This window comes from Mucilaginibacter sp. NFR10, from assembly GCF_900100445.1.
Lineage (GTDB): Bacteria > Bacteroidota > Bacteroidia > Sphingobacteriales > Sphingobacteriaceae > Mucilaginibacter > Mucilaginibacter rubeus.
Genome location: NZ_FMTV01000004.1, coordinates 232,991 through 256,271, shown reverse-complemented (window position 1 = coordinate 256,271; position 23,281 = coordinate 232,991). Strand labels below are relative to the sequence as shown.

The window sequence follows — 23,281 nt, the reverse complement described above, 5'->3', positions numbered from 1 at the left end:
CTCGCTGACCAATTAAAAACCGAAATTCAAATTGAAAATTCCGAAATCGAAAATTCGAAATCCGAAATAAAAAAACATGTCAGAAATCACGGTAGCAACCAGGTACGCCAAATCGATCATTGATCTTGCACAGGAACAAGGAATTGTTGCAGAGGTCAAAGCCGATATGGACCTTTTCTTAAAAACCCTGAAGGGCAGCCCCGAACTGGTGGCAGTATTGGCTAATCCTATTATATCTCACTCAAAAAAGATCAAGATCCTTGACGAGATATTTTTAAATAAGGTTAGCAAAACTACTATCGCTTTCTTTAAGCTGATGGTTAACAAAGGCCGCGGCGAAGTATTATATTTTACCGCCGGCGAGTACATTAACCTGTACAATGTTAAAAACCATATCACCAAAGCTAAGGTAACATCAGCTACTGCGCTTTCTGAAGCTAATAAGAAAACATTGGTTGCCGAATTGCAACAATCAGTTGGCGGTACAGTAGTGCTGGAAACTAAAGTTGACCCGGCTTTGATAGGCGGTTTTGTGTTAACTATAGGTGACAGGCAGGTTGATACCAGTATTGCCGCAAGCCTGAGGAAAATGAAAAAAGAATTTGCTGTAAAGGCATAATAAGTAAGTATTAAAAGTAAAACTCTAAATAAATTTTAAACAATGGTAGAGGTAAGACCAGACGAAGTATCAGCAATTTTGCGTCAGCAGTTGGCCGGCTTCAAGTCAGAATCTGAATTAGAAGAAGTGGGTACTGTACTCCAGGTGGGTGACGGTATCGCACGCGTTTATGGATTAACTAAAGTACAGTCGGGCGAGTTGGTTGAATTTGGCACTGGATTGCAAGGCATCGTACTTAACCTTGAAGAAGATAACGTAGGTGTGGTATTGTTAGGCAAATCTGATGATATCAAGGAAGGTGATACCGTTAAACGTACCAACAGGATCGCGTCAATTAACGTAGGCGAAGGCATGCTTGGCCGTGTTGTTGATACCTTGGGTGCTCCTATTGATGGTAAAGGCCCAATCACCGGCGAAACTTACGAAATGCCGCTTGAGCGTAAAGCGCCAGGTGTAATCTATCGTCAGCCGGTAACCGAGCCATTACAAACCGGTATCAAAGCTATCGATGCGATGATCCCTATCGGTCGTGGCCAGCGTGAGTTGGTTATCGGTGACCGTCAAACAGGTAAAACTGCGGTTTGTATAGATACCATCATCAACCAAAAAGAATTTTATGATGCAGGTAAACCTGTAATCTGTATATATGTAGCTTGCGGACAAAAAGCATCAACTGTTGCTAATATCGTTCGTACGCTTGAAGAGAACGGCGCTATGCCTTACTCAATCGTAGTTGCTGCTAACGCTTCAGACTCTGCTACCATGCAGTTCTTTGCTCCGTTTGCAGGTGCAGCTATCGGCGAGTACTTCCGTGATACAGGCCGTCCGGCTTTGATCATCTATGATGACTTGTCAAAACAAGCTGTTGCTTACCGTGAGGTTTCATTGTTGTTACGTCGTCCACCGGGCCGTGAGGCTTATCCGGGTGACGTATTTTACCTGCACAGCCGTTTATTAGAGCGTGCCGCTAAAATCAACTCAAATGATTCTATCGCTCAGCAAATGAACGACCTTCCTGAGTCTATCAAAGGCATCGTTAAAGGTGGTGGTTCATTAACAGCTCTTCCAATCATTGAAACACAAGCTGGTGACGTATCTGCATACATCCCAACCAACGTAATCTCTATCACCGACGGTCAGATCTTCCTTGAATCTAACTTGTTCAACGCAGGTGTTCGTCCGGCTATCAACGTAGGTATCTCTGTATCACGTGTAGGTGGTAACGCGCAGATCAAATCAATGAAGAAAGTTGCCGGTACTTTGAAACTTGACCAGGCTCAGTTCCGTGAGCTTGAGGCTTTCTCAAAATTCGGATCTGACCTTGATGCTTCAACCAAAAACGTGTTGGATAAAGGTATCCGTAACGTAGAGATACTGAAACAAGGTCAGTACTCTCCGGTAACTGTAGAAAAACAAGTTGCTATCATTTACCTTGGTACTAAAAACTTAATGCGTAACGTACCGGTAAATAAAGTAAGGGAGTTCGAAACCGAATTTACCGATCAGTTAGAAGTTCGTCACCCTGAAGTTTTAGCGGCCCTTAAAGCAGGTAAATTTGACGACCAGCTTACCGGCGTACTGGAAACAGTAGCTAAAGAACTCTCAGCAAGGTATTAATTTTTAGATTGGAGATGTTAGATGTGAGATATGAGACTGGTCTCTTCCACATCTGCCATCTTTATATAAATTAGATAAACAGATTGAAAGTGCAGATGTGAGGCTATCTCAAATCTCATATCTCAAATCTCACATCTCAATAAAGAATGGCTAATTTAAAAGAAGTAAGAAACAGGATCAAATCTGTATCATCAACCCAGCAGATCACCAAGGCTATGAAAATGGTTTCGGCTGCTAAGTTGAAACGTGCTACCAACGCTATTATTCAGCTGCGTCCTTACGCAAGTAAGTTGAAGGACCTGCTGGCTAACTTATCTGCAAGTTTGGAGGATAACACTTCTCCTTACCTTCAGGAGCGTGAGCCGGTACGTGTATTGGTAGTTGTGGTATCATCAAACCGTGGTTTGGCCGGTGCTTTCAATACTAACGTTATTAAAACTGCCAATAACCTTATTGCCGAAAAATATCCTAAGCAACTTGCCGCCGGTAACGTATCTATCGTTGCTATCGGTAAAAAAGCACAGGAGTTTTACCAAAGGCGTAAGTACAACGTAATTGGCAACAACAACGACCTGTACTCGGACCTTAACTTCGAGAACGCTTCAAAAATTACCGAAGCTATTATGCAGGGCTTTGTTAACGGTGATTATGATCGTGTGGAATTGGTGTATAACCACTTCCGTAACGCTGCAGTACAATACCTGATCACCGAGCAGTTATTGCCTGTGCCAAAGGCAGAGAAGAAAGAGGAAGTAAAAGCAGCTAACGTTGATTATATCCTTGAGCCATCACAACAGGAAATTGTTGAGCAACTGATCCCTAAAAACATCAAGATTCAACTTTACCGCGCTGTATTGGATTCAAACGCATCTGAACATGGTGCCCGTATGACAGCGATGGACAAAGCAACCGAAAATGCCGGCGAGCTTTTGAAATCATTGAAACTTTCATACAACCAGGCCCGTCAGGCAGCCATTACTACCGAGCTTACCGAGATAGTAAGTGGCGCGGCAGCCCTTTCAGGCGGGAACTAAGTTTAAGAGTACTTTTATATAGAAGAGGCTTTCCGAGAGGAGAGCCTTTTTTTTGAACCATGATTTTTGGGATTGGAGGATTGCCCTGATACCCCGTTACCCAAACGCTGATTAAAGTTACGCTATCGCTAAACTCAGCCAGTACTTGCAAAAAAGCAAATCCCCAAATCAGTTTAATCCAAAAAATCCTGGTTCAGACAAAATCAGCGAAATCACCATAATCATAACAAAAATCAACGGTCAGGGTTACCTCTTGCCACTCTTCGGTATCAATGTATACCAAAGAAAATTAAACAGTTATGAAAACAAAGTTATTCCTGGCGTTACTGGCGGGCGTGTTGCTGCTGGGCGCTTGTAAAGGCTCAAACTATGAAGCCATCCGCGATGAAAAGGCATCATCCAGTGCCGACACTGTAGCGGTTAGTGCAGATAGTACTAAGGTAGAAACAACATCTGCCAAGCTGGTAAAAACTGCCGACATGCGTTTTAAAGTAAAAAATGTTCAGCAAACGGGCGATGCTATTGCTGCGCTTACGACAAGTAGCGGCGGTATGGTGATGCGCCATCAAATGCAGGCGAATGTAGAAAGCTCGCAGGACATCCGTGTAAGCGACGATTCGGTTAAGCGCGTATCTGCGCTGAGTACAAGCGCCGACATGACGGTCAAAGTTCCATCCGACAAGCTGGAAGCCTACATGACCGAAATTGCCCACATGTGTATGTACGTTACCCTGCGCAAAATGGATATTGAAGACCGGACACTCGATTACCTTTCCGAAAAATTAAAACTCAAAAACCGGCAGGATCTGGTAGATCAGCAAAAGAAAGGAAAAGTAGTTATCAAAAATCCGGTAAATGTGATGTTATTGAAGGACGATATGGTTGATCAGCAAATTGGCAATATGCGCACAGATGAAGCGGTAAAATACAGCATTGTTACCCTTAGCTTTTATCAAAGCAATTTTATCAACCAGGAAATGATAGCCAACGACGATCCTTCTGCCTATCAGTTGCCATTTTTTAACAGGCTGATGATAGCTTTGAGCAATGGCTGGCACTTGTTTGTTGAATTGCTGTTAGGCTTGGCAAACATTTGGGTATTTATAGTGCTGTCGGCAGTTTTATGGGTGCTGTACCGCTATTACAAGCGTAAACACCCTGCATGGTTTGCCGGCGGCATAAAATCATAAAAACTTTGTCGCTTTTTCGGTAAACATTTCTATTTTTGCGCAAACATTAAAAATCGGTACCATGGAATCAATGGAAAATGCTAACGCAGAAGGTCATTACAAATTATTAACTGTAGCTATTGTTATCGGTATAGTAGGCGTGTTCCTGCGTTTTGCCGGCGATGCCAACACAGGCTTCATGTTTACTTCTATATCAAATATTATTTTGATCATTGGTATCCTGATCGCTTTGAAATGCGTTTTCGCAATTATGAAGTAATAAACCTGTAACAGGGAAATGATATAAAAAAAGCGCCTTCATTTTGAAGACGCTTTTTTTGTGCCTTTTATTTAGGGTGATATCCCGATTCGTTCAGGAGCTTTTGGGCATCTTTATCGGCCATCAGCTGCGGTAGCGTTACATCAGGGTGCTTATCCATATATTTCCTTACTATCTGCCAGCCCGTCCACACAGCAAGTTTCGGTGCCGATTCATTCTTTTCGCCAAGGCCGGGAGTGAAGGGGGCTTCTGTAAGATATTTTTGGATTTTTTGATAATCAGTTTCGTACAGCAGGTTTTGTTCTAAAAAGTATCCCCAGATTTTACTTTCAAATTCATGGCACCATTTTAGTTGTTCGGTAGTGTACCGGATCTTGGTGCTATCAGCCACATCGGGCAGTATCTTGTCCATAAAGTACATGATCTTGCCGTTATAGATCATTTTATTCAAGAGTGGTTTGTCATTGTCATCTTCTGGAAACATGTCCTCACGTGCTATACCTTCAACAACGCGGGGCGTAATATTATCAGGCGTAAACCACCTGGAAAGATAATGCGGAAAAGCATTGGTGAGCGAAGGATAAAAACGTGAATCCGCACCCAGAAACAAATCTATTCCGACGCCGAAGTAGCCATCGCCAATGGTAGTTTGTGCCTGAAAGCCAGAAATGTAGGCATATACCCGCGGGAGCGGTTTTTGCGGATAATAATATTTGATGTATTTAAAAGCCTCGGTAAGGCTGGCGTTCTGCTGGTCCATATTAGGGAAGGCGGCATCGGCATCGTGCTTGAGGTCGTTATAGGCTTTGCCCGCAAACACCTGGCGGAGGGCTTTAAAATAGGTGGTATCCTGAGTACTGCCAACCTGTAAAATGCGTTCGATAAAATCAGGGTAAAAACTGCCGTATTGTTTTTGCAGGTAGGAAGCTTGCAAGACCATCGGTTTATTGTGCATGGCATCAAAATCATGGTCGAACCGTTCAATTTTGACATTAACGTTAATATTGCTTACATCAATTTTTTTGTTGCGGGTACAACTGCTTGATATCAGGCCGATGGAAAAAATTAAGTAAATTTGCTTTGCTATATACCGGGTAGGGTTCATCTTTATCCTTTAAGGCAAAAGTAAATTTATTTGCATTAATGTTGTTACTATTGTTAAGTCAATAGTCGGTAGTCCTAAATCGAAAGTCTTATTTTTTGACTTTATACTAAAGACTTGCGACTTAAGACTAAAATATACATATACTATGAAAATCGCGTTAGCCCAGCTCAACTATCACGTAGGTAATTTTGAATCGAACACTAATAAGATCATTGATCATATTATCAAGGCGAAAAATAACGGGGCCGACCTGGTTGTATTTGCCGAGCTATGTGTTTGCGGTTATCCTTCGCGCGATTTTTTAGAGTTTGACGAATTTATAGGCCTGTGCGATGAAGCTGCTAAAAAGATAGCTGAAGTATGTGTTGATATAGCCTGCATCATAGGCTTACCAACACCCAACCATAAAACAGAGGGTAAAGATCTGAGCAATTCTGCTTATTTTATTGAGAATGGCGAGGTGAAAGCAGTGGTAAACAAAGCCTTGCTGCCTAATTACGATGTATTTGACGAATACCGTTACTTTGAGCCCTCAACCGAGTTTAATTGTATTGAGTTTAAAGGCAAGCGAATAGCGCTTACTATTTGCGAGGATCTCTGGAATACCATCGAAAACCCGCTATACGTTACCCGACCGATGGATACCCTCATTCATCAAAACCCGCACCTAATGATCAATATAGCTGCGTCACCGTTCGCTTATAATCACGATGAGGAGCGTATTGAGATATTGAGTGATAACGCCAGCCGGTATAAGTTGCCATTGTTGTATGTTAATCACGTTGGCGCCCAAACGGAACTGATATTTGACGGAGGTTCGTTGGTGTTTGATAATACAGGTAAGCTAATTGATGAGATGCCTTATTTTGAGGAAAGCATGGCTTATTATACCTTAACTGAAGATAACACGCTAAGCTTTGATCATCCAACAACGATAAAAACCGAGCGTCCGGGCGATATCGAGCAGATCCATCAGGCCGTTATACTTGGCATCCGCGATTATTTTTATAAATCGGGCTTTAAACAAGCAATTTTAGGTTTGTCGGGCGGTATTGATTCGGCCGTGGTATGCGCTTTGGCGGCAGAGGCGCTGGGGCCTCAAAATGTGATGGCTGTATTACTGCCTTCACGCTTTTCAACGGACCATTCATTGAAAGATGCTCAGGATTTGGTTGATAACCTTGGTTGCAAGCACGAAATAGTGCCCATTAAAAACATTACAGAAGCGTTTGAAACAGCGTTAAATCCGCAGTTCGATGGCTTGCCTTTTAATATCGCGGAGGAAAATATCCAATCGCGCAGTAGGGCTGTTTTATTAATGGCGATGTGCAATAAATTCGGGTACATATTGTTGAACACCAGTAACAAGAGCGAGGCCGCTGTAGGCTATGGCACTTTATATGGTGATATGTGCGGCGGTATCTCTGTTATTGGCGATGTTTACAAAACCCAGGTGTTTGAGCTTGCCCGATACATTAATCGCGATAAGGAGATCATACCGATCAATTCCATCGTTAAACCGCCATCGGCCGAACTAAGGCCCGATCAAAAAGATACCGATTCGCTGCCCGAATACGATGTACTTGACAAGATCCTGGCCGAGTATATAGAAAACCGCTGCTCATCGGCCGAGATTATCAGGATGGGGTATGACGAGGCAACCGTTCGCCGGGTTATCAAGCTTACTAATTCGGCCGAGCATAAGCGTTATCAAACGCCACCTATTTTAAGGGTATCGCCAAAAGCATTTGGTATGGGCCGCAGGATGCCTATTGTGGGTAAATACCTGTCGTAACAGCTAAAATTTCACTCTTTAATTGTCAAGTTTACGAATATTGTAAAGCGTTGGTTGTTTTGTTTTAGTTGAGGTTGATTTTTCTTAAAATTGCCTATCTTTCAAACCAATGATCAAACTTTACACAATTGCTTCCTTTTGCTTTTTGCTGTTGTTTGCAGTAAGCGACGCTATGGCTCAACAGCCATTGATCAGCGAAAAGAACAGGCTTCAGCTTAACGATATTTCACAGCAATCGCTCACAAGCTATAAAGCATCTCACGACAAGGCAGTGTCATTAGCGTCCACGCATGGATGGACATTATCCCGCCGTACAAAAAACGGCAACCTGGTTACCTTACAGGGAGTTAATAAATTAGGGTTCCCTATATATCTTATTACGCATAACAATACAACCGCGGCAGCCACCACAGGTACCAATGCCCTGCAGCCCGGCGGTTCGTTGGGCTTAAATTTATCCGGCTCATCAGACTTTTTAACCAATAAACTGGCCATATGGGATGGCGGCGCGGTTTACAAAGCCCACCAGGAATTTGCAGGCAAAACCATCACACTAAAAACAACCGAACCGGTAAATGACCATTCATCACACGTGGCAGGTACCATGATTGCCAAAGGTATTTATGCACCGGCTAAGGGCATGTCGTTTGGAGCAACTACGCTTCAGTCATACGATTTTAATAATGATGAAACCACCATGAGTGCCGCTGCTGCCAATCTTCTACTTTCCAATCACTCATACGGGGTAGTAACGGGATGGGATTATAATGATTCGGCCGGCCGCTGGGAATGGAATGGTTTACCAGGCGACACGGTAGATTATAACTTTGGTTTCTACGACTCAAAAACAGCCAACTGGGATAAGATAGCTTATACTGCCCCATATTACCTCATTGTTGAGTCGGCGGGTAATGAGCGTTCAAGTAATGGCCCTGCGGTAGGCGAAACCTACTATGGTTACAAAAGTAAAACCGATCAAACTTTTGTGAACAAAGGCGCCCGCCCTGCCGGGATCAGCAATAATGATAGTTATGATATTATCAGCACCAGCGGCAATGCCAAAAACATACTTACTGTAGGTGCAGTTTACCCGCTGTTGTATGGGCCAAAAAACCGGAGTGATGTAGCCATAGCGCCATTCAGTAGCTGGGGCCCAACGGACGACGGCCGTATCAAACCCGATATTGTGGGCGATGGTGTTAACGTACTTTCGGTAGGCGTTGATAACACTACCTCATATACCACTTTATCAGGCACCTCAATGGCTGCCCCTAATGTTACGGGCTCGCTTTATTTGCTGCAGGAATACTATGCTAAACAAAATGGAGGAACATTTATGCGGTCGGCCACATTGAAAGGGTTGGTTTGCCATACGGCTTTTGATGCCGGTAATGTGGGGCCTGACTATATTTATGGCTGGGGATTGCTTAACATGACCGAGGCTGCACAAGCCATAACCAATAATGGTGGTAAAAGCATAGTAAGCGAAAAAACGCTTAAACAGGGACAAACACAAACCTATAACGTAATAGCATCCGGTAACCGCTTACTGGCCGCAACCATATCATGGACCGATCTGCAAGGTACGCCAACTGCCGAAGGCGTAATCAACAGCCGAACTCCTAAATTGGTGAATGACCTCGATATCAGGGTGAGCGACGGTACAACAACTTTTACCCCCTGGGTGCTTGACCCTAATAAGCCTGGATTTGCTGCAACTAAAGGGGACAATATCAGGGATAATATTGAACAGGTATATATCCCTAACTCGGTTCCCGGCAGGGCTTATACTATTACGGTATCGCATAAAGGAAGCTTGTCATCCGGGTCGCAGGCATACTCGCTTATTGTTACCGGGGTTGGGGGAACTGCTTACTGCGCTTCGGTTCCGCTCTCAAATGCCGACTCAAAGGTTGATAATTTAAAACTCGCTAATATTGATAATACCACGGCTGCAGGCTGCGCAGGCTATTCGGACTATACCAACCTTACCGTACAGCTTGAGCAGGCTAAAACGTATCCTTTGAGCATCACCCTTGGTACTTGCGGCAACAATTTTAATAAAGCTGCAAAAGTGTTTATAGACTGGAATGCTAACGGTGTGTTTGAAGATAATGAACTGGCAGCAACAACCGGGATCATTAATGGAACCGGTACCTATAATACCAACATTACCGTGCCGGGAACAGTAACTGCCGGGGCTTATAGCCTGATGCGGGTTGTGCTTACTGAAACCGGCGATGCATCAAGCATTAAAGCTTGCGGCAGCTATACCAAAGGCGAAACCCAGGATTACCGGGTGCAATTTCTGCAAACCAGTATTGACGCAGGCGTTATTTCCATTGTTAGCCCTGGCAGCAGTGGTTCGTGCTCGGCGAGTACACCTGTTACGGTGAGGCTTAAAAATTTTGGCAACGCGGCCATAAACAATATCCCGGTAACAGTTACCATTACCAATGCCAATAATGTTACAACTACTTACAACGAGATCTACAAGGCATCATTGCCCGCATTGGCCGAGGATAACTTTACCTTTAGCCAGGAGTTTAATGCGGTTGCAGGGGCATCCTATACTATTACCGCTACCAGTAAACTCACCGGCGATCCGGTTAGTAGCAATAATTCGGTTACAGCCAATATCACCATTAATTCGCCGGCAACTATTGGCGATCTGAGTGCTTATTATTGTACCACTACCAATCAATACGAGTTATTTGGCACCGGTGACGGTACTGTACTATGGTATCAGAATGCAACTGATGAATTGCCCATAGCCGCCGGAAGCGAAGCGTTAACAACTCAGGCACCGGTTAATAATACTTACTATGCAGGCGTTAATGATTTTAGCGGAACAATCGGTCCGGCTACTAAAAGTGTGTTTACGGCTGGTGGTTATAATCAGTTTACCCCTTATATAACCGTAAACACTAAGGTGCCGGTATTAATTAAGAGCGCGCGTCTTTACATCGGTAATTCGGGTAAAATAACATTTAATGTATCTAATGCTAACGGGCAAATTGTATCGTCGGTTACCATAAATGCTGTTGCAACCCGTACCACCCCCCTGGCAGGCGCACAGCCCGATGACCCTAACGATCAGGGACAGGTGTATGATTTAAACCTGTCGTTACCAGGTGCCGGCAATTACCAGATTTCGGTTGATTTTGCTGATCAGGCTACAATATATCGTAATAACGGAGGGGTAACAGGTTATCCGTTTAAGATCGGTAATATATTTAGCATTACCGGTAACAGCGCCACTGCAACCAATGGCGATACTACCGCCTACAAAGGGTACTACTATTATTTTTACGATATGAAGGTGCAAAGCCTGGGCTGCGCATCGGCCGCACGTAAGGCGGTAACGTTGAGCAAGCCGCTTATTAGCCAAACCAATAACACGCTTAACTCAAACTTTACCGATGGTAACCAGTGGCTGTTAAATGGCAATGTAATAAGCGGGGCCACCGCTGCAACTTACAACCCTGTACAAAGTGGAAAATACCAGGTGCAGGTTACACTGGCCAATGGCTGCCTGGCGCAATCAGATAATTATGTTTACGCACGCGAAGGCAGGGCCGGAAATAAAAATGAAATTGGGTTGAGCGTGTTCCCGGTACCGGTAAGCACTGATTTAAATGTGGTATTTGCGGCCAAAGAAGCCACCACCATGAAATTATCCCTCATTAATGCTTTAGGTGAAGCGGTTTACCAGGGTGGGCAGCAAAATATTGATCAGGGTAATTACAGCACTATTTTGAATGTGAGCAGGCAAACGCCTGGGGTATATGTGCTTAGGGTATTGCTTGGACAGAAGGTCTATTCGCAAAAAGTTATCATCACCCGTTAGGCAGGTGATGATAATCTCTTTTATTTTTTAGAAGGTATACTTCAATCCCAGTCCGGGTGCGATATCGAAAAATGGCCCTCTTGCCAGTTCAAGTCGCGGATTAAGGTCAAGGCTGATCGCAATTGGCGCCGAAGGGATAACATATTCCAAACCGATAACAGCATCGGCACCTATCAGGATGTGTTTGCCGTTGTAGTATTCGTCGTCGCCGCCAAAACGTTTGTAGTAGCCATTGCCTACCGAACCAAGGTGACCGCCGAAGCCATAATAAAAGCTCAGTTTATCAACATTAAAAGCTTGTTGGTTTAATTCATACAAGCCGGTTAATACTACGCCGTGATCGCGGATACCCAGGATGCCTTCAAGCGCGGTGCCTTTATCCATAAAGTATTTAACAGAGGGGCCAACCTCGTATGCGCCAAATTTTAAACCTACTGCTGTTTTATAGTCTTGGGCCTGTGAGTTTTTGCTGATCAATAAAAAGGATACGGAAAATAATAAAAGGTACGTTAGTTTTTTCATGCAGATGAATTTAATGATTGACAATAATGTAGCTGTAACAAAAAAGTGACCAGCTTGTTTAGCTCAATTTTGAGCTTTTTTATTTCATGCAAATAAACGTCAGAATTGCTTTTTTATGCTATTGGTGCTTAAAAAACATCGTGCTTTGATTGGTATTGAATTGGTTTTCAATAGAAAAGAATGGCTCCGAATTGTTAAATTAAGTATCCAAATGAGTTATTTTAGTGAAAATTAAATTGCTGTAATGACTATAAATCGCCTTAAAATAAATAATCCGAAATGCCAGATCCTGTTTTTATCTGTAATATTTTTTGTTTTGTCGGGATGTGCACCGGGGCAGCTCGGGCTCAATAACAGCGGTCAGTACCGTAACGGAATGGTAGTTTGCGCATATCCCGATGCCGCACAGGTGGGGCTTGATATATTGAAGCGAGGAGGTAATGCAGTTGATGCCGCGGTAGCGGTGCAATTTGCGTTGACAGTCACTTTGCCCGAAGCCGGGAACATAGGTGGTGGCGGTTTCATGGTTTACCGTGCCGGTAACGGTAAAACAAGCACCCTCGATTTTAGGGAAAAAGGCCCGGGTGCAGCTAATGTTAATATGTATCTTGATTCGGCCGGTAATGTAATCCCCAATATGAGCTTATATACCCACAAAGCATCGGGCGTGCCGGGATCAGTTGATGGAATGATTGAGGCCCATCATAAATACGGCAAACTGAAATGGGCCGATTTGATTGAACCCGCCATTAAACTTGCCCGCAACGGTTTTAAAATAACCAAACATTTGGCCAGCGACCTTAACCGTACCGCCCAACAATTTAGAAAATTAAACCCGGGTAAAAATTATTTGGTAAAGGAAGGGGAATGGAAGGAAGGCGATTTATTGATACAGGAAGATCTGGCCAAAACATTTGAACAGATCCGGGATAAAGGCCGTGACGGTTTTTATGACGGGCCTGTTGCGGATTTGATTGTTGATGAAATGAAACTGGGTAATGGCCTCATCACGAAAGCCGATCTCAAAAACTATCATGCTGTTTGGCGTGATGCAATCGTTGGTAAATACAAGGGTTACAAGATTATTACCATGCCGCCGCCTTCAAGCGGGGGGATTGCTTTATTGCAATTGCTGAAATCGGTTGAGCCTTATCCGCTGAAAAGATGGGGCTACAATCAGGATTCTACCATCAGGCTTATTGTGGAAGCCGAGCGCCGGGTATACGCAGACCGTTCCAAATATCTTGGCGACCCGGACTTTTATAAAGTACCGGTTGATAGCCTGCTCCAGGCGGCTTATATTACATCGCGCATGAAAAGCTTTAACTGGGGCGCTGCTACGCCAAGTGCCAGTATTCAACCAGGCTCATTTGTTGGTTATGAAAGCGACCAAACCACGCATTATTCCATTGTGGACAGAGAGGGCAACGCGGTATCTGTTACCACCACATTGAATGATAGTTTTGGCTCAAAGATCTTTGTTGGAGGGGCAGGCTTTTTGCTGAATAATGAAATGGATGATTTTAGTTCCAAGCCCGGTGTGCCAAACATGTACGGGTTGGTTGGCGGCAAGGCTAACAGCATCCAGCCTGGCAAGCGGATGTTATCATCCATGACACCCACCATTGTTGAAAAGGGCGGTAAACTGTTTATGGTAGTAGGAACCCCCGGCGGTTCAACTATTATTACTTCTGTTTTCCAAACCATACTCAATGTAATTGAATTTAATCAGAGCATGCAGCAGGCCGTTGCTTCAAAACGTTTCCACAGCCAGTGGCTGCCCGACGAAGTAACTATTGAAAAGGACGGTGTTGACAGTACTACAGTTGGTAAGCTACAAAGCAAAGGATATAAGATTGTAACCGCCAAATCCATTGGCCGTGTTGATGCTATCCTCAAAACCAAATGGGGCTACTACGAAGGCGGGGCCGACCCGAGAGGGGATGATACCAAGATGGGTTTTTAGTAGCAATAGCAGTTTTTAGTGGCAGGTATAATAGGCAGCAGCAGCAATTTTTAGTTGAAGGATAAATATCCAAAAGCATAATCGAAGCCTATAGTAAGAAGTCTCAACTATTACTGTCACTGCAACTATTAGTGACGCTGCAACTATCGCTGCTACTGCCAGTGCTACTGCAACTAAATTTGCGTAATCAATAAGCATTTCTTACGTTTGGTATGCATGCATAATAATGTAAAACACCAGGAAACTATTGACTATTTTATAAAGATAGTGTGGCAAACCATGGCTAACCGTTATAACCAGTTGGTTACGGAGTTTGGCTTTACACAATCAATAGGTTACCTGCTCATTAATATCGACGAAAAGGAAGGTACTACCGTATCGCAGGCTGCTGCCTTGCTGGGGCTTAAATCAACCAGCTTGTCGCGCATGCTTAGTCAGTTGGAAACTACCGGGCTGATATATCGCGAAAGCAACGAGGGCGATAAGCGCTCAGTTAAAATTTACCTTACTGCATTAGGTAAAGAAAAACGACACCAGGCCCGTGTAATAGTACGCCAGTTCAATAATTATCTTGATGCTAACATCAGCGAAGCCGATAAACAACACCTCATCGAAACGCTTAAAAAGCTGAACAAGCTTACTGTTAACTATAAACCCTGATTGGTAATTTTGCTCCGTGTCATTGCGCTGCGCTGTCATTTACTCCGTGTCATTGCACTGTGTAGTCATTAAGTCATTTACTTCGCGTTATTGGGGGATTTGCCTTATGTTATGGGGCGAGCAACAATGACTTAATGACATTAAATAAATGACTGTGCAGCAAAATGACATTAATACACTTTTACTTAAAATTGAACGTTTTACCTTCGGAATATCCTTTATGGGGTGTTTTAAACGGCGCCTGCTTTTTATTAATTGTTAAAAAGTGTTAAGCTGCCGTTTTTCTCTTTTAAAAGAATAAATTTGCCTTTTGAATTGATGAACAGGATACTGATAGTTTTATTGCTTTTAGGCGTTATTGCAGGTGGTTGCGTAAAATCATCCGTCAGTCCCTTAGTTCAATACAACAAGCAAAAGGAAATTGACGATAAGATCATAAGCGATTATGTGGCTGCCAATACATCGTTAAATGCGAAGCGGGTGGATACAACAGGTGTTTATTACATAGTAAACGATGGAGAAGGGGGAACAGGTAATGTGCTTTATACCAGTTCGACACAGGTTACAGTTGGTTATACCGGCAAAATACTAACATCGGGCGTTGTATTTGCCCAAACGGATAAGTTTCATCCCACCTATGTATTGGGGAGTGTAATAAAAGGCTGGCAATTAGGCATCCCGCAGATCAAACCGGGAGGTAAAGTTCGGTTGCTGATCCCATCGCGTTATGCCTATGGGCCATATGCGCAGGATTCGATACATTTGCCGGCTAATTCAGTGCTTGATTTTCAAATTCAGCTGTATAATGTAACCAATTAATAAAGCCAGATAAAAGGACAATATAGGCCGGCGAGCAAAAGCTTTAGGCGGTTAAAAAAGACAAATTATAATAAATGAAACAAACTATTTTTACGCTCTTAGTACTTATCTCTATAGGCCTTATATCATGCCGGAAAGACAGGAACGATCCGGACATTAAGCAATATGACGAAACCCAAATCAAGAATTATATAGCGGCAAACAGCATCACAGGCATGTTACGTGATACCACCGACGGTGATACAACCGGTATTTACTACAAGATCCTTTCACAAGGCCGCGGTACACCGATGGATTACTCAGATCAGATCTCATTTGTATTTACCGTCCGCACGCTCGATGGTAAGTTTGTATCTGTTGACTCGCTTAACACGAACCATTTTTACGGTTATTTGGGACATGTTAGCAACTCACTGCCCAAAGGTTTACAGACAGCTATCCACAACCTGATAAAATATAAAGGTACGGCTGCAAGGGTGATCATCCCATCGCATTTGGCTTATGGCGTTAATGGTTACGGATCGGGCAGCTCAAGTAATGCAAATACTCATATCGGTGGTAACCAAAGTTTGGATTATTATATTAATGTGGTTTCAAACCAGGAGCTGTATGATGATGCTATCATTAAAAATTATATCAAAACTAAAGGGCTTACCGGGTTTACCAAAACGGCTGACGGAGTATATATAAAAGTAGCTACACCTGGTACCGGTTCTGATTTAATAGACCTCGATTCATACATAACTTGCACCTATTCGGGCAAATATTTAAATGATACAGTGTTTGACAGTACCTCCCTGCAAGGGACAACCTCTTCATCTTTTACAGTTAGCGGTTTGGTTAAAGGTGCCCAGGAGGGTTTAACCGGGCAAACAGCCGGGTCTGCAGTATCTATTATAATACCTTCGAGATTTGGTTACGGCAACACTGGCAGTGGTTCATCAATAGCTGCAAATGTGGTGTTGTATTTTGACTTTACGGTAGCCACGGTTACTAATTGATGTAATTATTTAGCCAGCGCCTTTTTAAACGCTGCTAAACAACGGTCACGGGCTTTGCCATGATCAACAATGGGTTTTGGATATTTGCTGAAGTCGGCATATTCCGGAACCCATTTTTTTATATATTGAAGCTCCGGGTCGAATTTTTTGGTTTGGGCATCGGGGTTAAAGATCCTGAAGTACGGTGCCGCATCGGTACCTGAACCTGTAGCCCATTGCCAGCCGCCTACATTGCTTGCCATTTCATAATCCAACAATTTGCGGGCAAAATACCGCTCGCCCCATCGCCAGTCAATCAGCAGGTCTTTGCTTAAAAAGCTGGCTGTTATCATGCGCACGCGATTGTGCATAAAGCCGGTTGTATTCAGTTCGCGCATCCCTGCATCAATGATTGGGAAACCGGTTTCGCCTTTGCACCATGCATCAAACTGTTTTTCATCGTTTATCCAATGGATGCGGTCATATTCCGGCCTGAAAGCCTGGTCCATAGTATGAGGGAAATGATGTAATATCATCATATAAAATTCGCGCCAAATGAGCTCATTAAGCCAGGTTTTATCATCATGACTATAGGCCGTAGCCGCCAACTCCCGGATGCTTACCGTACCAAAGCGCAAGTGCATGCCGATATGTGAGGTGCCTTTAACGGCGGGGAAATCGCGTTTATCTTTATAGTTTTTAATTACGCTTTCGTAATTTTTATCCGGCAGGGGGATGTCGCTTTTTTCAAAGCCCAGTTCGCTTAGTGCGGGAATGGGTAATGCTTCTGTTTTATATAGGTTTTTAAGATACTTTTTTGTTGGGTAGGCTTTTAAATAGAACGGCTTCAATGTGCTATACCATTTGCGCTGATAAGGGGTGTAAACAGTATAGGGTTTGCCGTCGTCCTTCAGCACTTCGTCTTTTTCAAATATAACCTGGTCTTTGCAGGTTTTGAAGGGGATGCCGCGCTCTTCAAGTTTTGCGCGTACCTCATCATCGCGTTTAGTGGCATAAGGCTCGTAGTCATGGTTGGTATAAACTCCGGCAATATTATATGTTTTGATGAGCTTGTCCCAGGCATCTACGGCTTTGTGGTGCAATACCATCAGGCTGCTGCCGTGTTTATGCAGTTCGGCACTTAAGCTTGCTATGGTTTGATGAATGAACGTAACACGTGCGTCGTCTTTGTCTTCAAGTTTTTCTAATATTTCTTTATCGAAAATAAAAACGGGCAAAACCGGGTTCCCGCTTTTGAGGGCATGATAAAATCCCGCATTATCATCAAGCCGCAAATCGCGGCGGAACCAAAATAAAGTTACCGGTATTTTATGACCCATATATCGCGCTTAAAGCAGCCTCCAGGTTAGTAAATTTAAATTTGAACCCGGCGTCCTCAATTTTTTGTGCCGATACTTTGGTGCTTCCTAATACAATACTGCTCATCTCGCCCAATAAAAGTTTGAGCACAAAGCCCGGCACATTTGGCGCCCACAATGGTTTATGTAATTGTTTGGCAACGGCCTGGGTTAATTGCTTATTGGTGACAGGATTTGGTGCAACCATATTGTAAACGCCGCTAAGGTTCTTATTTTCGATCCCTAAAAGGTACATATTCACAACATCCTGCCAATGGATCCAGGGCACCCATTGTTTACCGCTGCCAATTGGCGAGCCAATATATAGTTTTATAGGTTTTGCAAGGGTTGGTAGTGCACCGCCATCTTTATCCAGTACTACACCGGTACGGAATTTCAAAATTCGAACCCCAAACTTTTGGCCCTCATCAACGGCAGCTTCCCATAGTACACAACATTGGGATATAAAATCCCTGGCCGGAGCGCTTGTTTCATACATCAGTTCATCCCCACGGTCACTGTAATAACCAATGCCTGATGCGGAGATAACTGAAGTAACCTGATGCTGTTTGCGTTTTAGCAGATCATACACCAGCTCAATTGATTTTACGCGACTATCGATCAGGTCTTTTTTACGGGCATCGGTCCAGTGCTTTTCAGCAATGCCCGAGCCGGCCAGATGCACGATGGTATCGATCCCGTCGATACAATGCTCATCAATGATACCTTTGTTGATATCCCATACAAATGTCTTTACCTGCGGATTGTTATCGGCGTTTCTGCTTAAATGACTTACGGTATACCCCTTAGCCAATAATGCTTTAGTGAGATGTGTTCCCAGTAATCCCGATCCGCCGGTTAATAGTATACTTTTGCCCATAATTTTGTCCATACTGTTTTTACCTGATACGCTATTGCTATGGACTATGGTCTATCGACTATGGTCTCGGCTTTTTCTTTATAATTAACAATCTCCCTTGCCATACCGTTAAATATAAACAGGTGAAAAGGCCACATGGCATACCAGTACAAGCGGCCCCACAGGCCGTTGGGCCTAAAGGTAGCTACCTGACTTAAACTTTGCTTACCATGGCGTTCAATTATTTTAAATTCAAGCCATGCTTCGCCCGGCAATTTCATTTCAGCGTACAGGAGGAGGCGTTTGTTTTCGCGGTCGGCCAGCAAAACCCGCCAAAAATCAATTACATCACCAGGGCTTATATCAATATTGCTTGTGCGCCCGCGGCGCGAGCCAACACCACCAAAGATCTTATCCAGGAAACCGCGGATGTTCCAGATCCAGTCCCAATAATACCAGCCGCGGTTGCCGCCTATAGACAGCACATTGGTAAACACTTCGTTGGCCGGGCGTTCAAAAGGCATTTTTACTTTATACTCCTGCGTGCCGTTTTGGGGTACTTTGATCTGGTCCATAAATCCCGGACTAAGGTAGCCCTGGTTAAAAGCATCTTTCCAGCTGGAAACAATAGAGTTTTGCTCTATCTTCACAAAAGCGAGCTCCAGGCATTCTTCATAAGTCAGGCATTTTCGTGGCACTATATCATCAATGCTATGATCGTGCATTATCGTTTCGTTCTTCATGCTGTTCACCAGGTTTTGGGCAAGGGTATAGCTTGTTGAAGTAACAAAATAAAGCCAGTATGATGATAGTTTGGGCGACAGGAAAGGTATGGTGATCATGTACCTTTTCAACTTACGTACTTTGGCATAGGTAAGCATCATTTGTTTAAAAGAAAGAATATCAGGCCCGCCAATATCGAAAGTGCGGTTAAACGATTTTTCGTTCAGCATTACACCTTCCAGGTAACCCAGTACATCGCGAATGCCAATCGGCTGGCATTTGGTGTTCACCCAGCGCGGAACGGTCATAACAGGAAGCTTTTCGGTAAGATCACGAATGATCTCGAATGAGGCGCTGCCCGAACCAATGATAATTGCAGCTCGCAAAACAGTTAATGCGGCTTTGCCTTCTTTCAGCACATCCTCTACGTGCCGGCGGGATTCAAGATGGCGCGAAAGATTTTCGTCGTTGGTAATCCCGCTTAAAAAAATAACATGTCTACAATTGGTTTTATCGAGTGCCTGTACAAAGTTATGCGCCGAGAGGGCCTCGAGCGCTGCAAAATCCTGTGTTTGCGCCATGGAATGCACCAGGTAATAAGCTGCATCGAGATCTTCAGGAAAAGCTTCGATATTTGATTCTTTAAGCAGATCGCCGGTAATGAGGGTAACCTGCCCGCTGAAATCGCTGTGCTCATGAAAACGACGTTTATCACGTACCAGGCAAACTACGTCGTGACCGTTCTCCAGTAAAACCGGGATAAGCCGTGTACCTATATAGCCGTTAGCACCAGCAAGTAATACCTTCATGCATAGTGAAACAACAAAAAAGGCAGGCGGTTTTAAACAACAGTGCCTGCCTTATAATATGTTACCAATTAGTTAGAGCCTATATGTTTACGCTGTCGACAACCACTACTTTGCTGCATAGCGGTTTTGCATATTCTTCGGCAAAGATGATATGGGTAGGGTCAACCTGGTAAGCTTCCTGGGCCTCGGGCGAATCAAATAAGATCAATAGTGATAAATCATATGAACGGTCGATCACATCGCGGTTGGTATTGGCCGGTACGCCGATATGTATATCGCGGATGTGCGGAATAGGAAGGAGGATGTTAAGCCCTTCAATCAGTTTATCTTTATCGGCTTTGTTGTTAAGCCAAAAATGTACGTGGTGGACGAATGTGTTTTGAAGTATTGGCATGGAGAAATAATGTGTTAAGTTGTAAAATTATTTTTAATGCATGCAGCCGGCGTAAACTCTTCCTTTAAAAACAAAGGCTGTTTTAAGCTTATTAATAACTTGTAAAGCGCTGTCGGCGCTGTTTTTGCTTTCGTAAATCCCGGCTACCAGAGCAATAGTTTTCGGACTTGTGTTATATTGGTAGGTATCAAGATATTCAAAGCTTAATGTTTTGGACGGAAATCTTCGAGGATAATACTCGCCGGCATAAATTTCGTCTTCGTCTTTATCCGATAGCGCAATGAGGTCTTTAGCTTTATTGTATCCCCGTTCCATCGTATCAATAGGAATGTCGGATGATTTATTCAAGTCAAACATTATATCTCTGAGCGTATAATAATTGATACCGGTATCGGCAACTAAAATATAATAATTTGCATAAGCAGCCTCGTTATCGGTATTAGATGTATCAATAACCGTTGCTTTAATCTTAGTTGCACTTTTATAGGATGCCGGCAAAACTTTAAGTTTTTTGATTTTAGAAGAATCGATATCTGGTTTTGTATGCTTTGACTTGCAGGCAACTAATAAACACGCTATTAAAAGCAGGTATTGCACTTTCATAAATGGTGACAGGTTTATCCAAATATAGCTAATTATAAACTGGTTCCACTGCAAACTCAGAACTGCCAACTGTTTAATACCAACACCACATGCGGCTTAAAAGTATCCGTTTTTACTTTAGCTTTCAGCTCATGCAAGATATTATATAATCCAAAGTTTGTACGGTTTACATAAATAAAGTGCTTTACGCCGCGGGCCTGTTTAAACTCGGGCATTTTTGATATACGCTCGCCAAAACCATACAACTGATCAAAAAACGTAGTTTGGCCAAAATCGAATGTATCGGTAATATATGGCTGCGCGAACAGGCTAATCATCTCTTTATACTGGGTATAATAAAATTCGATCTGCGCCGGGGTATCTCCTTTATGGATCATATCCAGCTGGCGGAATGCCTTGATGGTTTCTTCCTTGTTATCCAGTAAATTGGTTGATGTAAGGGAAAAGAACGGATAATAAAAATCCTCGGGCATTTCCTTAATGCAGCCAAAGTCAATGACCCCAAGTTTGCCTTCTGGCGTGATCATAAAATTACCGGGATGCGGGTCGGCATGTACGGCGCGGAGCTCATGTTGCTGGAAGTTATAAAAATCCCACAAAGCCTGACCTATCTGGTTGCGAAGATCCTGCGATGGATTGGTGGCCAAAAACTCTTTCAGGTGTTTGCCTTCCAGCCAGTCCATGGTGATAATTCGCTTACTGCTTAGCTCGGGGTAATAATTAGGGAATACCACATTTTCAAGATTGGCACAGGCTTTAGAAAACTCAACAGAACGGCGTACTTCCAATTCGTAATCAGTTTCCTCGAGCAGGCGTTCTTCAACCTCTTTCATGTAAACATCCAGTTCTTTTTCGCTCATGCCCAGCATCCTGAAAGCAAAAGGCTTAACCAGTTTCAGGTCAGACGAGATAGAATCGCCTACACCAGGGTACTGGATCTTAACTGCAAGCTTTTTGCCATTTAGCTCCGCCTGGTGAACCTGGCCTATCGAAGCTGCATTGGTTGAGCGGATATTGAATTTATCAAAGATTTGATCGGGGTTTTTACCGAAATATTTCCTGAATGTTTGCACAATAAGGGGCCCCGAAAGCGGCGGCGCATTGTATTGCGATTGAGTAAACTTATCAACATAAGCCTGCGGCAGCAGGTTTTTATCCATGCTGAGCATTTGTGCTACCTTGAGCGCGCTGCCTTTAAGCTCGCTTAATGATTGATAGATATCAGCAGCATTATCCTCGTTCAACTCCGATTTATCCAGGTCAGGGTTGAATAGCTTTTTGGAATAATGCTTAATATAATTGCCGCCAATTTTAATGCCTGTTTTTACAAATTTGGCCGACCGCTGTACTTTGGTAGTGGGTATGCTATTTTGTTCGGGAGTGGCTCCCGGAGTTTCATCTGCCATAATTTAAAAATCCCATCTTATCCTTTATCCCGCCGTTTTGCACCAAAAACTTACCATATTCAAGAAGGTTGTCGATAGGCGAGCGCTGGAAAAGATCAAACGTTACATTTATTCCTTTTTCAATAGCCTCATCGGTTTTCTCAAAGCCGGCCGAATTATCGTTAATCCAGAAGTTAAGTACGAAAACGAACTGGATCCATAAGGCGTCTTTATACTTTTTGGAGAAGTATTTACGATCGCTTAGTTCGGTGCTTTCAATTCCTTCCTTCAAAATCTCATCTGCAAAGCCCTCAAAAATGTCTTTCAGCGGACTGAATACCCTGGGCGTAGTAAAACCTTTGGGCTGCTTTTTAATGCTGTAAACCGCGAAGCTGCGGCTGCTTTTCAACAACTCAAAAAAACCGTAAAAAAATGATAAAGCTTTTTCACGTGCTGTATAGCCTTCCCAAACTTCCTGTGCACGGATCTCGGCTAATGTTTTGGTTGCAAAGCCTGCCCAGATTCCCTGCTCAACCGCTTCAAATGAACCGTAGAACTGGTAAAATTCGGCTTCGCTCATTTCATTTTGCTTTGCGAAGATATAAACCGATTTAGGCTGTTCGCCTTCGGTTAACACATAATCGGTATACGCGGTCTGGATGCTTTCGATAGTTGCCATGTTGATTGGGATTTAAGCCTCACCTAAATCCTCTCCAAAGGAGGGGACTTTTGAG

General features: G+C 43.4%; 20 protein-coding genes. 11 read left to right on the top strand and 9 right to left on the bottom strand.

The features are described 5' to 3' along the window. Positions 1–76: 76 nt before the first annotated feature. The 5 genes from atpH to BLP33_RS15510 all read left to right on the top strand — a co-directional run bounded on the left by atpH (position 77) and on the right by BLP33_RS15510 (position 4,719). On the top strand, positions 77–619 hold the full coding sequence (gene atpH, locus BLP33_RS15530; protein WP_090530328.1) for an ATP synthase F1 subunit delta: 543 nt from the start codon (positions 77–79) through the stop codon (positions 617–619). Between the two features lie 42 nt (positions 620–661). Further along, positions 662–2,236 (top strand): F0F1 ATP synthase subunit alpha, encoded by a 1,575-nt coding sequence (gene atpA / locus BLP33_RS15525; protein WP_090530323.1) that lies wholly within the window; start codon positions 662–664, stop codon positions 2,234–2,236. A 146-nt stretch (positions 2,237–2,382) separates the two neighbouring features. Continuing rightward, the gene (atpG, locus tag BLP33_RS15520) at positions 2,383–3,270 is read left to right on the top strand and encodes an ATP synthase F1 subunit gamma (RefSeq protein ID WP_090530320.1); all 888 of its coding nucleotides are present in this window, start codon (positions 2,383–2,385) and stop codon (positions 3,268–3,270) included. 299 nt (positions 3,271–3,569) lie between these two features. After that, positions 3,570–4,460, top strand: coding sequence for a DUF4349 domain-containing protein (locus tag BLP33_RS15515; protein WP_090530317.1), 891 nt, complete (start codon positions 3,570–3,572; stop codon positions 4,458–4,460). A gap of 61 nt (positions 4,461–4,521) precedes the next feature. Beyond that, complete coding sequence (locus BLP33_RS15510; protein WP_090530314.1) at positions 4,522–4,719, top strand: hypothetical protein; 198 nt, start codon at positions 4,522–4,524, stop codon at positions 4,717–4,719. A gap of 67 nt (positions 4,720–4,786) precedes the next feature. Here BLP33_RS15510 and gldB read toward each other — a convergent pair whose 3' ends face one another. Next, on the bottom strand, positions 4,787–5,824 hold the full coding sequence (gene gldB, locus BLP33_RS15505) for a gliding motility lipoprotein GldB (RefSeq protein ID WP_090530312.1): 1,038 nt from the start codon (positions 5,822–5,824) through the stop codon (positions 4,787–4,789). A 145-nt stretch (positions 5,825–5,969) separates the two neighbouring features. Between gldB and BLP33_RS15500 the strand changes: the two genes are divergently transcribed. Both BLP33_RS15500 and BLP33_RS15495 read left to right on the top strand, forming a co-directional pair. Then, entirely contained in the window at positions 5,970–7,619 is a 1,650-nt protein-coding gene (locus BLP33_RS15500) for an NAD+ synthase (protein WP_090530308.1), read from the top strand. A 109-nt stretch (positions 7,620–7,728) separates the two neighbouring features. Next, complete coding sequence (locus BLP33_RS15495) at positions 7,729–11,469, top strand: S8 family serine peptidase (protein WP_090530305.1); 3,741 nt, start codon at positions 7,729–7,731, stop codon at positions 11,467–11,469. Between the two features lie 27 nt (positions 11,470–11,496). Here BLP33_RS15495 and BLP33_RS15490 read toward each other — a convergent pair whose 3' ends face one another. Further along, on the bottom strand, positions 11,497–11,991 hold the full coding sequence (locus BLP33_RS15490) for a hypothetical protein (protein WP_090530302.1): 495 nt from the start codon (positions 11,989–11,991) through the stop codon (positions 11,497–11,499). A gap of 244 nt (positions 11,992–12,235) precedes the next feature. Here BLP33_RS15490 and ggt point away from each other — a divergent pair, with 244 nt between their 5' ends. The 4 genes from ggt to BLP33_RS15465 all read left to right on the top strand — a co-directional run bounded on the left by ggt (position 12,236) and on the right by BLP33_RS15465 (position 16,437). Continuing rightward, a complete protein-coding gene (gene ggt / locus BLP33_RS15485) occupies positions 12,236–13,957 on the top strand; it encodes a gamma-glutamyltransferase (protein ID WP_090530299.1) in 1,722 nt (573 codons plus the stop codon). 216 nt (positions 13,958–14,173) lie between these two features. Next, positions 14,174–14,617: a MarR family winged helix-turn-helix transcriptional regulator gene (locus BLP33_RS15475; RefSeq protein ID WP_090530294.1), complete on the top strand. Its 444-nt coding sequence runs from the start codon at positions 14,174–14,176 to the stop codon at positions 14,615–14,617. Between the two features lie 318 nt (positions 14,618–14,935). Further along, entirely contained in the window at positions 14,936–15,436 is a 501-nt protein-coding gene (locus tag BLP33_RS15470; RefSeq protein ID WP_090531317.1) for an FKBP-type peptidyl-prolyl cis-trans isomerase, read from the top strand. Positions 15,437–15,510: 74 nt separating this feature from the next. Then, positions 15,511–16,437 carry an FKBP-type peptidyl-prolyl cis-trans isomerase gene (locus tag BLP33_RS15465; protein WP_090530291.1) on the top strand — a complete coding sequence of 309 codons (927 nt, stop codon included), beginning with the start codon at positions 15,511–15,513 and terminating at the stop codon, positions 16,435–16,437. A 5-nt stretch (positions 16,438–16,442) separates the two neighbouring features. On the opposite strand, the gene BLP33_RS15460 is transcribed toward BLP33_RS15465, so the two are convergent. The 7 genes from BLP33_RS15460 to BLP33_RS15430 all read right to left on the bottom strand — a co-directional run bounded on the left by BLP33_RS15460 (position 16,443) and on the right by BLP33_RS15430 (position 23,226). Beyond that, positions 16,443–17,756: a cryptochrome/photolyase family protein gene (locus BLP33_RS15460; RefSeq protein ID WP_090530288.1), complete on the bottom strand. Its 1,314-nt coding sequence runs from the start codon at positions 17,754–17,756 to the stop codon at positions 16,443–16,445. After that, positions 17,746–18,666, bottom strand: a complete 921-nt coding sequence (locus tag BLP33_RS15455) for a TIGR01777 family oxidoreductase (RefSeq protein WP_254780160.1) — start codon at positions 18,664–18,666, stop codon at positions 17,746–17,748. The genes BLP33_RS15460 and BLP33_RS15455 overlap by 11 nt, the downstream gene beginning before the upstream one ends. Positions 18,667–18,698: 32 nt before the next feature. After that, positions 18,699–20,165, bottom strand: a complete 1,467-nt coding sequence (locus BLP33_RS15450; protein WP_090530285.1) for an SDR family oxidoreductase — start codon at positions 20,163–20,165, stop codon at positions 18,699–18,701. Positions 20,166–20,244: 79 nt separating this feature from the next. Then, positions 20,245–20,559, bottom strand: a complete 315-nt coding sequence (locus BLP33_RS15445) for a Dabb family protein (RefSeq protein WP_090530282.1) — start codon at positions 20,557–20,559, stop codon at positions 20,245–20,247. A gap of 33 nt (positions 20,560–20,592) precedes the next feature. After that, positions 20,593–21,162, bottom strand: a complete 570-nt coding sequence (locus BLP33_RS15440; RefSeq protein WP_090530280.1) for a hypothetical protein — start codon at positions 21,160–21,162, stop codon at positions 20,593–20,595. Between the two features lie 56 nt (positions 21,163–21,218). Continuing rightward, positions 21,219–22,568, bottom strand: a complete 1,350-nt coding sequence (locus BLP33_RS15435; RefSeq protein ID WP_090530277.1) for an ABC1 kinase family protein — start codon at positions 22,566–22,568, stop codon at positions 21,219–21,221. Beyond that, complete coding sequence (locus BLP33_RS15430) at positions 22,558–23,226, bottom strand: TetR family transcriptional regulator C-terminal domain-containing protein (protein ID WP_090530274.1); 669 nt, start codon at positions 23,224–23,226, stop codon at positions 22,558–22,560. Before BLP33_RS15430 ends, BLP33_RS15435 begins: the two co-directional genes overlap by 11 nt. Positions 23,227–23,281: the final 55 nt, after the last annotated feature.